Raw genomic sequence first — 15,474 nt, 5'->3', positions numbered from 1 at the left:
TATTTTACCTTCAATATTAGGGTGCGTTTGTCTCTATGTCTAAAGCCAATTTGACCCATCATTTCTTAATCGCGGCACCAGAACTGTCAGACCCAAGGTTTGAGCAGGCGCTGATCTATATTTGCCGTCATGATAAACATGGCGCACTCGGTCTGATGGTCAATCGTCCATTAGAGCAGGCACGTGTGGGCAAACTGCTAGAAGATTTAGACATTGAGGTGACGGATGCGCAAGTGATGGAAGATGTGGCATTAGAGGGTGGCCCGATGTATCCAGAGGTTGGCTTTGTGCTACATACGGGGCAGCCTGAGTGGGCATCGTCTTTTGCCATTTCAGAAAACGTCTGCATCACGACCAGTCAAGATATCCTTAAGCGTATCGCCGCAGGTCAAGGCGTTGGCCACTATCAGCTGTGCTTGGGTCATGCCAGCTGGGGTAAAAAACAGCTCGATCAGGAACTTAATAATGGCGATTGGCTTGTCTGTCCTGCTGATCTGAATTTATTGTTTGATACGCCATTCGAAGAACGCTGGCAAATTGCCGCGGATAAGATTGGCGTTAACTTTGATTACCTTAGTAGCGATATCGGTCATGCTTAATGATTGGTTATGATTGTTAAATTATCCATTTAAACTAAAGATGCATTTAAATTAAAGCCGTTAAGCTAAATGAATCACGCCCAATAGAAATAGGAAGTATGCATAATGATGGTAGAGTCTGATACGAGCATTGAAATCGAAACTGCTGACACTACTGTGGCGGAACCCGCTATTAAGCCTCATCTTATTTTGGCGCTCGATTACGGGGTAAAAAAGATGGGTATGGCGCTAGGTAACACCATTACCGAGACTGCGCGTGCCTTTGATATTTTAGCGATGAATAATGGTCAACCAGATTGGGACAATCTACTAGGTATTATCAAAGTCTGGGGCGTGGCAAAAGTGGTGGTTGGGTTGCCGCTTAATATGGATGGCAGCAGCTCAATGCTGTCTAAGCGTGCGCATAAATTCGCTCGTCGTCTAGCACATAGAGTCATGGAACAGCATCTACCAGTGGTCGTGAGTCTTTGTGATGAGCGTCTGACTTCAGTCGAGGCACGTGAGATCGCTTGGGATAATGGTTGGATTAAGCATGAACGCGACCCAATTGATGACATCTCTGCCTGCATTCTGATGTCGACTTATTTCGCTGATCCCAGTAGCAGTATCGCCATCGACGCTATCAAAGCCGATTAAGTCAGCGACAAACCTGCTGTTAAAACACTCTTCATTAAAACACTGCCAATTCTGAAATATCGCCACTCTACACGGATAAATACCTGATTATTATGACCACTGTCTCAGACCACTCCCTGCAAAACAAATCGCAACATGGTTTTTCGCCGCTTGCCATCGCCCGTATCAAAGGCGCACAGCGAGCGAATCAAATAGCGATTTATCTCATTTATGCCGCTATTCTCGCCTTTATGGTCTTTGGCACCATTGCCAGTATCAAAGCCTTTCATGACAATCAACTGCTGTATCAACTTTTCTATAACTTGCCTTATGCCTTGGTTGCGCTTACGATTCCTATTACTATTTATGATGCGCTGGTGATTTATCGTTATCGCTTAAACCAAGCGTCGATGATTGCCATGAGCATTGGCGTATCGACCATCATATTGGTTGGTGGCTTATTATTCGCTGATACCGCATGGTTAGGCTTATCTTGTTGGCTAGGTGTGGCGTTTTTATTTAAAGTGAGTTTTAAGCGCTTTTTTAATTTTCTAGAAGCAGAAAAAGACACTGACATCGCTGAAGAAGCGTAAAGCATACTTATAAATGACACAAAAAACTTTCACCTTATATTATCGATTTAAATGACTACTATGAGCACTTTTACCACGCAGACGACGATCAATCATTATTTAGATACTCAAGGGCTGATTTGCCCTGAGCCAGTCATGATGCTGCATCGAACCATCCGTAACGCTGATGCTGGCGAGGTGATTGAAATACTCGCCACCGACCCAGCCACCACTCGTGACATTCCTAATTTTTGTCGTCATTTGGGACATGAGCTTGTGCAGCAAGAAACGCTTGCTGAAAATGTAAATCTAAACGTCGATCCCGATGAAATAATGGTCGCTGGCGATGAGGATGCACCAATCAGCGCCACTCTTTATCGTTATCTGGTTAAGAAAAAAAGCGCTTAAATGCACTCAAGTGACCGCAGCAAAGCATTGATCACAGCAGAACATTGACAGCGCAATAAACAATACAAAGGTATCTTTGTATTTTAAGCGAAGTATCTTTCACAAAAGGTAGGCTATTACGTGTTACAAACAGAAAAGCAGTATGTACAATGGCAAGAAAACGAGACTCTACGTAATGCTCTTTGGTTGTCTGAAAGCAATCATATGCCGCCTGCGCGCATTGTGTTGGTCGATGATACAACGACCGCAGATGATGCTTACCGCTCAGCTTGCGAAGGCAGCTCACTGCTGTGGCGCGGTGATTTTCATAATGCACGCCAGTTGCTACAAGCGCTCGGTCGTCGCATAGATCGTACCAATGAGCGCTCTGAGCTGCGTAAAGCAAAAAAAGCGGCTAAATCTACAACAAAATCTGATTTAGTCAGCTCTAAAGAAATACCTAATCTATTTCATCAACAGCGCCAACTGCAAGCGCAGCGTTCGCGCATATTAAGCCGTTTGCTACTAGAGCTTGATGCCAATTATGTCAGCCAGCTACGCCGCGCGCCCGATGTGAGTGCAGCTTGTACAGCCGCTTTTGGCCCACTAGATAAGGCAATGGATGAGTCTTGTGTACTGTCGTTTCGTGACTTGCAAGGTGCATTAGGTGCAGCAGGATGGCGCGAAAAAGGCGTCCCCATAGACAGCTTAGGGCTATCAATTTTCCCGCATTATGGCGTCTTTGCACCAACCCGTCATGAGTATGTGCAGCTATTGCTCGATGCACCGCTACCAGCGATCCATGATGTCGCCTATGACATCGGTACCGGCACGGGATTGCTGGCTATTATCTTGGCGCAGCGCGGTGTTCCGCAAGTGATAGCCACGGATTTGAATCCACGTGCTTTGGCCTGTGCCAATGAGAACTTTACACGCTTAGAGTTACCTGCCGTACAATTGCAACAAGCGGATTTGTACCCGACTGATGCACCACTCGCCAATCTGATTGTCTGTAATCCGCCTTGGTTACCTGCTAAGCCAAGCTCGTCTCTTGAGTACGCCGTCTATGATGCCAAGAGCGCGATGCTACGCGGGGTGTTGCAAGGAGCCAAACAGCACTTAGCTAAGCACGGAGAGCTTTGGTTAATAATGTCAGACTTGGCAGAGCACCTGAAACTGCGCACCCGTGATGAGTTATTAAGCTTATTTGCCGATGCTGGATTGGCCGTAAAATATCGTCTGGATACCCAACCTAAGCATGGTCGCAGCCAAGATGATACTGACCCTCTACATGTCGCGCGCAGTGCTGAAGTCACTTCATTATGGTGTCTAACGCTTATCTAACATTCAACCACCGAGTACTGAGTTATGAGCCGTGATCGTGCCGTGCAACAGCGCCAACCTAAGGCGCTAGCAGTAGATGACGAACCCAGTTATATCACTGAGTTTCGTCAAGCCATGCTGGCACGTGGTCTAGCAACGCGTACTCGTAATGCTTATGTCCGCGACCTGCGCTCTTGCGAGCGGACCAATCTTATTGCCCTAACTAAATGGCAGCCTGATGACGTGCTGCACTGCTTATCAACGCTTACTCAAGATGGCAAAACCCCACGTACCCAAGCACGTATGCTCTCAAGCTTGCGTCAGTTTTATCTGTGGATGATTGCCAGTAATCTGCGTGAAGACAATCCTTGCGAGCGTATCAAAAGCCCAAAGCTTGGTCGTCCACTACCCAAAGACTTAGCAGAAGCAGATGTCGATAATCTCCTTGCCGCACCTGATACCAGCACCGCGCTCGGACTGCGTGATAAAGCCATGTTAGAGGTGCTATATGCCTGCGGGCTGCGTGTGAGCGAATTGATTAATCTCTCATTAGAGCAAGTGAATCTAAACGCTGGCTGGCTGCAAATCACGGGCAAAGGGAATAAAACGCGCTTAGTACCACTCGGCGAATATGCTAGCGATGCGCTAGAAGATTATCTAACGCATGCTCGTGGTGATTTGATTGCGCATTTGAAGTCAGGAAACTGCCAAGCGGTATTTTTGACGGCGCAAGGTGGTTACATGACACGGCAGAATTTTTGGTATTTGCTTAAAAAATACGCCAAAGTCGCCAGTATCGATAAAGAGCTATCACCGCATACGCTGCGCCACGCTTTTGCCACGCATCTACTGAATCATGGCGCGGACTTGCGTAGCGTGCAGTTATTACTTGGGCACAGTGATTTATCAACCACACAGATTTATACCCATGTAGCGACGGCGAGATTGCAGAAATTGCATGCGGAGCATCATCCGAGAGGTTAGCTATGATGACATTTGATATCAATGAAATACTCAAATTGGGTCGTAATGATCAATGTTGGTGTGGTTCAGGCTTGAAATTTAAACGTTGCCATCTAGATCGCGAAAATCAAAAACCTATTTCTACAGGCGAAGTAATTGAATATGAGCAAAATATATCAAAGAGAGAAGCTTGCTATGCACCTCAAGAGTTACAATCAGAATGTACAAAGATAATAAAAGCTCATACTGTCTCCAAATCTAGTGGATTAACTGATATTGCCGATAGTACTAACCACGTTTTAGGTTTAAAACAGAATTTAGCGAATTATAGAAAAAATAAAGGAAAACTAAGGTTTGAAAAAATAGGTATAAGTAAAGCTTCTACTTTCAAGGGCTTCTGTTCAAAGCACGATAAACAGTTATTTTCATGCTTTGAGGATATGCCATTTTTAGGAACACAAGAACAGTGTATAGCACTAACTTATAGAGCAGTAACTAAAGAGATTTATGCTAAAGAGAATGCTTTAGAGGTCGCAGATTTTGTCAAAAACATGGATCGAGGAAGACATCTTGTATTTCAAATAAACATTCAAGAACAGAATTTCTTTTATCAGTTAGGCTTAGAAGCAGCAATTAATGACTTATATATAATTAAAAATGATATAGATTTTGAACTTTTAAGCAAAGGCAGTCGCTCTTATAATTTCTTAGTTATGGAGTCCTCATCACCGATACCAATTACAGTTTCATCAGCAGTTAATCCTACACAAGACTTCAATGGAAAACACATACAAGATTTATCAAATTTAGAGGTAAAGCCTGAATACCTAGTATTCAATGCTTTTTCAAGTAATAGGAAAGGTTTTGTAGTTTTTAGTTGGTTAAAAAAAGCAAAAGTGATAGATAATTTCATTAACTCTTTACTAGAGATAGATAAGAAAGATATGTTCAGCTACTTAGTTAACTTCTTCTTTAGCTCTGCTGAGAATTCTTTTATTTCTCCTGATTGGTGGAGAAACTTAAGTGATATACAGCGTGACAAAATTGAAGAGCTTTTCAGTATAGGCTCAGATTTATTTGAAGATGTACCTAGAAATATTCTTGCTGATAATAGTGTTAAGTTTTCAGGTTGGAATATCGAAGATATTTATAAAGCCTAGCCTACGACTAGACCCAACCACAATTTCCCACAATAGCATGCTGCAAACCTACCCTTTTCTCGTTACAATACGCGTATGATGTGCACGCTGCATAACTGAGCAATGCACCACCTTTTACTTATCCATTATCCGAGAAGCTCATGAGCCATAGACCACCTGCTGACCTACTAAAAAATGCCCAACATTGGCGTGAAGATATTAACTTTCGCCAAGACGTACTGGGTAAGCCATTTGATTTTTCGACCACATGGGGCATTTTTTCACCGCAAAAGCTCGATGACGGTAGCTTGATGCTGCTTGATTATATTGACTTTGAAGCGGATGACGATTCGATCGATTTGGGCTGTGGCTATGGCGTCCTTGGCATGACGGCGGCGCGTGAATGTCCGAACGGTCTGCATACCTTGATTGATAAAGATTTTATGGCGGTAGAATATGCACGCCTAAATTGTGAGAAGAATGGTCTAAAAAATGTCGATGTGCATTTATCGAACGGCTTTAACCATGTGGCAAAAGACAAAGACTTTAGCTTGGTAATGTCAAACTTGCCAGCCAAAGTAGGTAAAGAACAGCACTATTTATATTTCCTCGATGCCTATGCCCGTATGCGTAAAGGTGGGCGTTTTTATGTGGTGACAATCAATGGCCTACGTCAGTTTGTGAAGCGCTCGTTTACCGAAGTGTTTGGCAATAGCGACAAAATAAAGCAAGGCAAAACCTATACGATTACGATGGCGACCAAAGACTAGATTTTTGAAGATGACACAAATAAAAGCCCGCTAAAACATATAGTTTTAGCGGGCTTCTTTATGGCAAATGATATCTCGCTACATCTGCCGTTTAAGCAAATATCCACCCAATATCGCACTAGCGATAATAGGCAATAGCACCATTAATAACGGCGAAAATCCAGTCGCCAATGAGACAAAGCCAACCAAGTCTTGCACATAACTAAATAGCAAGCCAAACAATAATGCCACGACGATACGCAAGCCCAAGCTATGTGTACGCAGTGAGCCAAAGACGAATGAGCAAGCAACAATCACCAGCGATAAAATTGATAGCGGTGAGAGCAGTTTTTGCCAGAAAGCCAGCTCATGACTTAACGAGCGCGTGCCTTGTTGACGCATAAATTGACGATGCTCATACAACTGAGTCAATGACAAATCTTCGGCTTTACGGGTAAGCAGATATACCGATTCAGGGGCAAAGGGCAGGCTTAAAGTATCTGACGGTGAGATGGCTTGGCTACTCTCAAAGCCCTGATTAATCATCAGCTTGGTCATGTTGTTCAGCTGCCACTCATAGCGATATTGCTCGCTCGGTTTGCTGCTGGCAGGATTAACAGGTTCACGACCAATATATTTACCACCCTCAGCGTGAATGGCCGTTTGCAGATTGCCATTATTGTCTAAATGCCAGCGTTTAACTTCACCGATATTACCTTGTACATCAGCATAATCGATATACAAAATATCGCTACCATCTGGCTTGGCACTGCCGTCTTTTGTACTCTCAAAGCGTGGCTGCAACGTCCAATAACCGCGTACCGAGGTGACCAATGAACTGCTGTCTTCATCGTTGATTTCTTTTGCCAATTGATTAGAGTGCGGCAGCACGAACTGATTGATAATCAATGCGAGCAACACAAAAATCAAAGCAGGCTGCAATACCCAACCGACGATACGATAAACGCTGACGCCAGCGGCGCGCATCACGACCAGCTCACTTTTATTGGCAAGCAAGCCCAAGCCAACCACTGCACCTAGCAATGCGCCAGTGGGAATAAATTGCTCTAAAAAATAAGGCGAGCGATAAAAAATATACTTAATCGCCTCGCCCATCGTATAGCTATCATCTAACGAATCCAGCTCAGACAAATAAGAGAATACCAGCTGTAATGCCCACAAGCCTATGACAGCTCCGACGATTGCGAGCAAAGCGTTCAGCTTGACGTAACGGCTCAGCACTTTTAGTTTGGCAGGTTTGCGAGCGTACTTATCATGAGCGTTTTGCGAGTCAGGATTGGAAGATTTAGAAGATAAGACACTCATTAGGACTGCCCTCCTTGTGAGCCACTGCTCTGATGATCGGCAACCGTTAAAGGCGTGCTCTTCGGTTTGCGAAAGCGTAATCGATGCTGCACACGGCTACCCCAATTCATATAAAGTGCCAATGCCATAAACCCTAAAATGAGCCACGCATATGCCCAGACGCTCACGCTGCCTTTGCTCACAGCGTTTTTGAGTGAAATAATACCCAGCGCACAGCTGACAAACAATAAAATAGAAGGGAAAAGGCGTAACCAGCGACCTTGACGCGGACGTACTTGCGCCAGTGGTACAGCGAGCATTGGTGCAATGATCATCAACCACGGCAATGCTAGACGATAGCCAAGCTCACTTTGTGCCACACGCAGCGAGTTGCCACTACTTGCCGTACCACCCGTCGCGGCTTGCCATAATGGTCCAATCGCTTGCGTTTCGATATTATCTTCGTTGATGACTTCTTTTGAGGATTCTGTCAACGTAATGCGGTAACGATCAAAGCCCACTTGATTATATTTCAGACTGCCAGCACCGACTTCATAACGCCGTCCTTGGAACAAGTCCAATTGGGTCACACCGCTATTACCTGTGTCTACTTGCTCGGCACGCTTAGCCAACGTAATAGTATCTTTGCTGATGTTGGTATTATTAGTAATCGCCGTTGGCATATTTGGCATGTCTGAAATATTTAATTGCTCAGCTGTTTCGGGATCGATGGTGTTTTTAACATCGACGGCAGCCTCTTTGGCAGTGTTATTTTTAGCGGCACTGCCCTTTTTTTCAGGCTCAGATTGAATCAATATCACATCTTGCAATTGCTTTTTATCATCACTCAAGCTGCCCACATACAAATGATAATTGCCACTACTAATAAATTCATTGGGACGAATCAAATCAAACGCGCTGGTCAATGCTTGCTGTTGCCAGACACTTTCCGATGAGCGTACGCCCCACGGTTTACCAACGATAGATAAAGCCGCTTCCCCAACGAACAATGCCAATATTAAAGGCGTCATCAAACGGGCAAGTTTACCACGCGACACCCCACTGGCATTAATCACCGCCATTTCTTGATCGACATACAGCCGCCCGAATACCAGCATGAGAGCGATAAAAAATGCTAATGGCAGGATAAGCTCTAAAAAGTAGGGCAAATTATAACCAATGATGGTAAATAACAAGCTGATATCTAAATTGCCTTCTGCGGCAATACCAAAGTAACGGATCAAACGACCGCCCAGCATCATCACCACTAAAAACCCCAAGACCAATGCGGTCGTTGAGGCAACTTGTTGAGTCATATAGCGGCGTAATATCACAATGGGCACTCTTTTAAAAAGGTTGATAGTCGCACGATTTATCGCAGCTTTATTGGCAAACACTGACAATTATGGACCGCTCTAAATACAATAGCTGATACCGATAACTGGACAATAGAAATACAAGACCGTGCTGCTCAATCAGATACTTAAACAGCCTTAAAAGCAACGGCAAAAAATATGAAAATATCTGCGAGACGGGTTAGCGACATGCTGTAAAAATTAGCGATAAAGATAACCGCTAATCCTAGCATATTTTGCTCAAAAATGGCTGTGAAATGTGTTTGCAAACATTGCGTCCATCTTGCTATAACGCTGTATGGCTCACTAATAATAGATAAGATATGAAAAGGATTATGAAAAGGATAACGAGCATTTAACTCATTAGTTTGTCTTATCTAAGAAGCCTTTTTATTAAGTCTTTGCACGACCTTTTTACTTGATGTCATTTGGAAACCTTTGTGTGTCATTCGTATCACTGCCCTCGCACCATTAGAATTACTTGTTAAACTGAGAAAACTAAAAATTCCTAATTAGCTCGCCCAATGGAGAATATTAATGACAAATAAACTCGGTTCTACCCCTTCTACTTTACTTGAACTTGCTGGCGGTCAATTTGATACGCTCGATTGGTCAAATTGCGCCGTGGTTTTTATTGATTATCAAAACGAATATGTCGATGGGGCGATGCCATTGGGGCAAGCTGGTACGAACGCCATTGCAAATGCGCGTCTATTGCTAGATAAAGCTCGTAAACAGAACGTCCCTGTCTTCCATATCGCCCATCACGGCGCAGATAATGGCAATGTTTTTGATCCTTTATCATCTAACGTCGAGATTACCGCTGAATTACAACCAAAGGATGGCGAAACCGTCATCGTCAAAAAAAATCCCAATGCGTTTCATGATACCCAGCTGCAAGCGCTTATTTCAGCTGCACAAAAACAGCAAATTATTTTTGCAGGTTTTATGAGTCATATGTGTGTTAGCTCAAGCGTGAGAGCCGCCTTTGATTTAGGCTTTGACAGTTTTGTTTGCCATGATGCTTGTGCCACTCGCGACCTGCCTGACTATAAAAAAGAGAAAATCAGCGCTGATACCATGCATGCTACCGCCATGGCAGCACTGCAAGATAGATTTGCCGCTTTAGTAGCAACCGATGAGTTAGTTAATAGCTAATAAGCGGTTCGAACCCATGACAACCTTGCTCACTGCGCACTCACCTCGCAATATGCTACACTATTGCGATTGCTTGATTGGCCAAACAATCTGATAATTTAACAGGTATCAGCAATTAAAAAAATCTGCCATTTTCATAGCGTTAACGTCATAACTATAATGTCATAACCCCAATAAGGATAAATATATGAATATTAAATTAACCCAAACACTGCCAAAAACCCATACGCAAAAAATCCTCAAAAAAGAAGCGAAAAGTAAAGACGCGGCCTGCCTCGTCGTCTTAATCGATGATCAAAAAAATATCTTAGCTGAGTCAGTATTGAGCGATTATCAAACCCGTATTGAGCAATTGATTGAAGTATCGCACTTTAACGGCAAAGCTTGCGAAACCGTCGCTGACTATGCGCTAGCGGGTGATAAGAAAACCACCAAAGAAAATCCAGTACAGCTATTATTGGTCGGTGTGGGTAATGTTGATAAATTGCGTCATAGCGTTCTAGAAAAAATTGCTAAGACCATTTATAAGAGCACCCAAAAACGCGTCGACTCTATCACTGTAGTGCTGGGCGATAGCTTAGAAGAAAACCAGTTTAGCCAATTTGCGCTGAGCCTACTGGCAGCAAGCTATCGTTTTGACAAGTACAAATCTGAGCAGCAAACGCCTGTTTTAACGGATATCTACTTATTGGCAGAGCCATCTTTAGAAGATTCGTTAGACTTTGCACAAGCGGTCTTTACTGGTCAAAGCTTGACCCGTGATGTTGCCAATGAGCCGGGTAACATCTGTTTCCCAGCATATATGGCAGAACAAGCACAAGAATTGGCAGCCACTTATCCTGACCTCTTAAAAGTAACGGTACTTGGTGAAGACGAGATGTCAGCACTGGGTATGAACTGCTTCTTATCGGTCGCGCAAGGCTCTACCAAAGAAGGCAAACTGGTACTCATGGAGTATCGCGGCAAGTCTAACTTTAGCGCCAATACTGATAGCGATATTAGCAAAGCCACCACCAACAGCGCAAAAGTCGCTGGCGGTCTAAAAGCGTTGGCTGATAAATTACCAACCAAAGCTGCTAGCAAAAAAGCCGCTAAAAATGCTGAACAGAATAGCGAAGACAATGCCCAAAGTGCACACGATGATGCCCCTATCGTCTTAGTCGGTAAAGGTGTTACCTTCGATTCAGGTGGTATCTCAATCAAGCCGGGTGCGGCGATGGATGAGATGAAATTTGATATGGGCGGTTCTGCTGCGGTACTTGGTACTCTAAAAGCATTATGTGAAGCGCGTCTACCGATCAATGTCGTCGGTGCCCTAGCTTGTGCTGAAAATATGCCATCAGGAGAGGCAACGCGCCCTGGCGATATCATCATAGCAATGAACGGTAAGTCCGTTGAAATCCTGAATACCGATGCTGAAGGTCGTTTAGTATTGTGCGATACCTTATGCTACGTGCAGAAGTATTATCAGCCAAAAGCCATCATTGATGTCGCAACCTTGACTGGTGCTTGTGTGGTTGCGTTGGGTCATGTACGCTCGGCAGTCTTTAGTAATGACGAAGATGTGTTGTTTGACTTAGAAAACGCCAGTAACTTATCGGGCGACCTAATCTGGCACATGCCGATGGATGACGAATATCAAGCGCAGATTGACTCGCCTATCGCTGATATTCAAAATATCGGTGGTAAAGGTGCGGGCGCTGTGACTGCTGCCTGTTTCTTATCGCGCTTCATCGAAGAAGGTCAAGCATGGGCGCATTTAGACATCGCTGGTACGGCATGGGTTTCAGGTCAAGACAAAGCCGCGACTGGTCGTCCAGTGCCATTATTCATGCAATACCTAAAAAATAGCGCAAATATGGCATAATCTATTGATGAATCACCATTCAATGAAAACCACTTTATGAAAGTTAGCTTTTATGTATTAACTGAGAATAAAGCCCAAGATTTCTTGGGCTTTATTTGTCAGCTGACCCAGACGGCGCTCAATAAAAGCAGCCAGTCGTTATTGATTCTTATCGAAAAAAACGATGCATTGCTGTCGACGCTTGATGAAGCCCTTTGGGCACAAGACGATACGAGCTTTATACCGCATCAACGCCTTTTAGATTCTAATCCTGAAGGCGCCGATATTGACGGTGTTCATACTGATATTAATAATCAATTATTAGCACCAGTGTTGCTTGCCAGCTATATGCCAGCCGACTTTAAAGGGATCGTACTCAATACTACGATACGTCCCGTTAATGACTATATAAATGCTACCAGCAATACATTGCCAACTCGTATTTTAGAGCTTATCAAACCTGATAATGTCAGCACTGAGGCAGGACGCGCTAAATATAAGCATTACCAGCAACTCGGCTATGAGCTTACCCATTTCAAAGTTTAATCTTCTATTACAAAATCAAACGCCAGTCATGGCGTTTTTTTGTGCTTAAATGTCGACTTTTAAAATTCTTAGAGGCTTATAAGTACGTTATTGCCTACTGCCTTATAAAATCAGTCAGTAGGCGCTTATCACAAAAAATGCTAACATCCTTCGGTCGTTAAGCTAACGATTGTTAAGCTAATATTTATTTCCAAATAGACTAAAGGGGTAAAAATGCATTCATTAATAGCGATGTACCAACGAATCGGATTGGTAACGCTGATTGTTATCGGTTTAGTACTAGGTACTTTGATAGGATGGCTAGCGCCAAGTGTAGGTATTGCCTTAGGTATTTTGGGGACTCTGTTCGTAGGTGCCCTAAAAGCCGTTGCCCCTATACTGGTATTTTTCTTAGTGATGGCAGCTATCTGTCAACATCGTAGCGGTAATAAGGTCTATGTAAAACCGGTGCTGTTTTTATATCTGATAGGCACTTTTATAGCCGCTTTGGTCGCTGTTGGTGCCAGCTTTTTATTCCCAACCGAATTGACGTTAGTGAATGCGACCATCGAGCAAGTACCGCCAGCAAACTTAAAGGAAGTATTTAACAATTTATTACTCAGTCTAGTCGCCAATCCAGTTGCTGCCCTAGCCAATGCTAACTATATCGGTATATTAGCTTGGGCCGTTATTATGGGTATTGCGCTACGACAAGCTGGCGAGACGACTCGCAGCACTGTCAATGACATTGCAGATGCCATCTCAAAAGTAGTCAAATGGGTCATCGCGCTAGCACCTTTTGGTATCTTGGGATTAGTCGCCAATACCGTCGCTGATACTGGCTTTGCTGCGCTATTGGGCTATGCACGAATTTTGCTAGTACTGATAGGCTGTATGTTGTTTATTGCTTTAGTGACTAACCCTCTCCTCGTATATTTCAAAACGGGTAAAGACCCTTATCCACTGGTATTCACCTGCTTACGTGAATCTGGTATTACTGCGTTTTTTACCCGTAGCTCTGCTGCCAACATTCCTATCAATATGAACCTTGCCAGCAAATTAGGGTTACATGAAAATACTTATTCAGTCACCCTGCCATTAGGCGCCACTATTAATATGGCAGGTGCCGCTATTACTATTAATGTGTTAACCCTTGCAGCCGCGAATACACTCGGTATTGAAGTGACCTTTGGCTCAGCATTACTGCTAAGTATAGTCGCTACAATCAGTGCTGGCGGTACCTCTGGCGTCGCTGGTGGCTCATTACTACTCATTCCTTTGGCGGCCAGTTTATTCAATATTCCTGATGATATTGCGCTACAAGTGGTGGCTATTGGCTTTATTATTAGTGTGCTGCAAGACTCCGCAGAGACCGCATTGAACTCATCAACAGACGTCTTGTTTACTGCCGCTGCTGATCCAAAATATGCACGCTAATGTTGGGTCTGTTTAAGACGACCATAACAAGCCAATCACCTTAATTGATAGGTATAAAAATAAAAAAAGGGCTTAACTGCCCTTTTTTTGGTTATAATTTACCCATTTTTATTCTGTTTTACGAATCTTACCTGTATATGAGTATGAGACTAGTAAAGCAAAAAACATAAAATGGCTTGATCTCTTTTATTATTCATTAGATTGTCGGGGTAAGGATGTATTCATTTTTTGCGATGTATAAGCGCATTGGTCTAGTACCACTTATTATTATCGGTTTGATAGCGGGAGTATTGATAGGTTGGTTGGCACCAGATATCGGTATTGCCTTAGGATTGTTGGGTACCTTATTTGTAGGAGCACTAAAAGCCGTTGCACCCATACTGGTATTTGTGTTGGTCATGGCGGCCATTAGCCAGCATCGCAGCGGTAATGAAGTTTACGTCAAGCCTGTGCTTATCATGTATATGTTTGGCACTTTTTTAGCCGCACTGACTGCTGTTGGCGCGAGCTTTTTATTTCCGACAGAACTGGTATTGGTCAACGCCACAATTGAGCAAGTCCCACCAGCCAACCTCAAAGAAGTACTGACCAATCTACTGCTAAATCTGGTTGCCAATCCTGTTAATGCCATCGCTGAAGCCAACTATATTGGTATTTTAGCGTGGGCAATTATCATCGGTTTCGCACTGCGCCAAGCCAGTGATACCACACGCACTGTGGTCGGTGATTTTTCTGACGCCATCTCCCAAGTGGTGAAGTGGGTCATTGCCCTAGCACCTTTTGGTATATTGGGTTTGGTCGCCAACACCGTCGCTGAGACCGGCTTTGCGGCTTTGGCAGGTTATGCGCGTATCTTGATGGTACTGGTCGGTTGTATGTTATTTATCGCTTTGATTGCTAACCCTATTATTGTACTGATCAAAACCGGCAAAAATCCTTATCCGCTAGTATTCAAATGCTTGCGTGAGTCAGGGATTACCGCATTCTTTACGCGTAGCTCGGCTGCCAACATTCCGGTCAATATGAACCTTGCCCGCAAACTGGGTCTACACGAAGATACTTATTCGGTAACGATTCCACTAGGTGCGACCATTAATATGGCCGGCGCGGCGATTACAATTAACGTCTTAACGCTTGCAGCCGCGCATACACTCGGTATTGAAGTGACCTTTGCCTCAGCACTGCTACTCAGTTTGGTTGCAACCATTAGTGCCTGCGGTGCCTCTGGTGTCGCTGGTGGTTCATTACTCTTAATTCCATTGTCAGCAAGCTTATTTAGCATTCCAAATGATATCGCCATGCAAGTGGTAGCGATTGGCTTTATTATTGGTGTGATACAGGATTCGGCAGAAACGGCGTTGAACTCTTCAACGGATGTACTGTTTACCGCAGCAGCTGATCCAAAATATGCGCGTTAAACGCTAAATATATTATTTGCAAAAAAAAGGGTCTCATTTTAGAGACCCTTTTTTTTGTGCTGATTTTTTATGTACTGAATAAA

15 protein-coding genes are annotated in these 15,474 nt (G+C 43.8%); 13 read left to right on the top strand and 2 right to left on the bottom strand.

Translation table 11 applies throughout. The features are described from left to right. Positions 1 to 35 precede the first annotated feature (35 nt). The 8 genes from I3257_RS05855 (at position 36) to I3257_RS05820 (ending at position 6,368) form a co-directional block, all read left to right on the top strand. Positions 36 to 599 (top strand): YqgE/AlgH family protein, encoded by a 564-nt coding sequence (locus tag I3257_RS05855; RefSeq protein ID WP_045443003.1) that lies wholly within the window; start codon positions 36 to 38, stop codon positions 597 to 599. Between the two features lie 108 nt (positions 600 to 707). Further along, positions 708 to 1,235 carry a Holliday junction resolvase RuvX gene (gene ruvX, locus I3257_RS05850; protein WP_238049123.1) on the top strand — a complete coding sequence of 176 codons (528 nt, stop codon included), beginning with the start codon at positions 708 to 710 and terminating at the stop codon, positions 1,233 to 1,235. 92 nt (positions 1,236 to 1,327) lie between these two features. Beyond that, entirely contained in the window at positions 1,328 to 1,807 is a 480-nt protein-coding gene (locus tag I3257_RS05845; protein ID WP_238049098.1) for a hypothetical protein, read from the top strand. 60 nt (positions 1,808 to 1,867) lie between these two features. Further along, positions 1,868 to 2,194: a sulfurtransferase TusA gene (gene tusA, locus I3257_RS05840; protein WP_201615150.1), complete on the top strand. Its 327-nt coding sequence runs from the start codon at positions 1,868 to 1,870 to the stop codon at positions 2,192 to 2,194. A 120-nt stretch (positions 2,195 to 2,314) separates the two neighbouring features. Further along, entirely contained in the window at positions 2,315 to 3,517 is a 1,203-nt protein-coding gene (locus I3257_RS05835; protein ID WP_238049097.1) for a class I SAM-dependent methyltransferase, read from the top strand. Positions 3,518 to 3,541: 24 nt separating this feature from the next. After that, complete coding sequence (xerD, locus tag I3257_RS05830; RefSeq protein ID WP_238049096.1) at positions 3,542 to 4,480, top strand: site-specific tyrosine recombinase XerD; 939 nt, start codon at positions 3,542 to 3,544, stop codon at positions 4,478 to 4,480. A 2-nt stretch (positions 4,481 to 4,482) separates the two neighbouring features. Continuing rightward, positions 4,483 to 5,619 (top strand): SEC-C metal-binding domain-containing protein, encoded by a 1,137-nt coding sequence (locus I3257_RS05825; RefSeq protein ID WP_226950278.1) that lies wholly within the window; start codon positions 4,483 to 4,485, stop codon positions 5,617 to 5,619. A gap of 140 nt (positions 5,620 to 5,759) precedes the next feature. Then, the gene (locus I3257_RS05820) at positions 5,760 to 6,368 is read left to right on the top strand and encodes a methyltransferase (protein WP_193216891.1); all 609 of its coding nucleotides are present in this window, start codon (positions 5,760 to 5,762) and stop codon (positions 6,366 to 6,368) included. Positions 6,369 to 6,446: 78 nt separating this feature from the next. Here the strand turns inward: I3257_RS05820 and lptG are convergent, their stop codons facing one another. Next, positions 6,447 to 7,673, bottom strand: coding sequence for an LPS export ABC transporter permease LptG (gene lptG, locus I3257_RS05815; protein ID WP_238049095.1), 1,227 nt, complete (start codon positions 7,671 to 7,673; stop codon positions 6,447 to 6,449). Then, the gene (gene lptF, locus I3257_RS05810; RefSeq protein ID WP_193008394.1) at positions 7,673 to 8,968 is read right to left on the bottom strand and encodes an LPS export ABC transporter permease LptF; all 1,296 of its coding nucleotides are present in this window, start codon (positions 8,966 to 8,968) and stop codon (positions 7,673 to 7,675) included. The genes lptG and lptF overlap by 1 nt, the downstream gene beginning before the upstream one ends. Positions 8,969 to 9,544: 576 nt before the next feature. Between lptF and I3257_RS05805 the strand changes: the two genes are divergently transcribed. The 5 genes from I3257_RS05805 (at position 9,545) to sstT (I3257_RS05785) (ending at position 15,391) form a co-directional block, all read left to right on the top strand. Beyond that, positions 9,545 to 10,165, top strand: a complete 621-nt coding sequence (locus I3257_RS05805; RefSeq protein ID WP_193008393.1) for a cysteine hydrolase family protein — start codon at positions 9,545 to 9,547, stop codon at positions 10,163 to 10,165. A 187-nt stretch (positions 10,166 to 10,352) separates the two neighbouring features. Further along, complete coding sequence (locus I3257_RS05800; RefSeq protein WP_193008392.1) at positions 10,353 to 12,032, top strand: leucyl aminopeptidase; 1,680 nt, start codon at positions 10,353 to 10,355, stop codon at positions 12,030 to 12,032. 36 nt (positions 12,033 to 12,068) lie between these two features. Then, positions 12,069 to 12,557, top strand: coding sequence for a DNA polymerase III subunit chi (locus I3257_RS05795; RefSeq protein ID WP_238049094.1), 489 nt, complete (start codon positions 12,069 to 12,071; stop codon positions 12,555 to 12,557). Positions 12,558 to 12,770: 213 nt separating this feature from the next. Next, positions 12,771 to 13,973, top strand: coding sequence for a serine/threonine transporter SstT (gene sstT, locus I3257_RS05790; protein ID WP_238049093.1), 1,203 nt, complete (start codon positions 12,771 to 12,773; stop codon positions 13,971 to 13,973). 215 nt (positions 13,974 to 14,188) lie between these two features. Then, complete coding sequence (gene sstT, locus I3257_RS05785) at positions 14,189 to 15,391, top strand: serine/threonine transporter SstT (RefSeq protein ID WP_238049092.1); 1,203 nt, start codon at positions 14,189 to 14,191, stop codon at positions 15,389 to 15,391. The last annotated feature ends 83 nt before the right edge of the window (positions 15,392 to 15,474 follow it).

It is taken from the genome of Psychrobacter sp. Ps7 (assembly GCF_022129225.1).
Lineage (GTDB): Bacteria > Pseudomonadota > Gammaproteobacteria > Pseudomonadales > Moraxellaceae > Psychrobacter > Psychrobacter immobilis_A.
The sequence above is the reverse complement of the archived record's forward strand: the minus strand, read 5'-3'. Positions and strand labels throughout refer to the sequence as shown.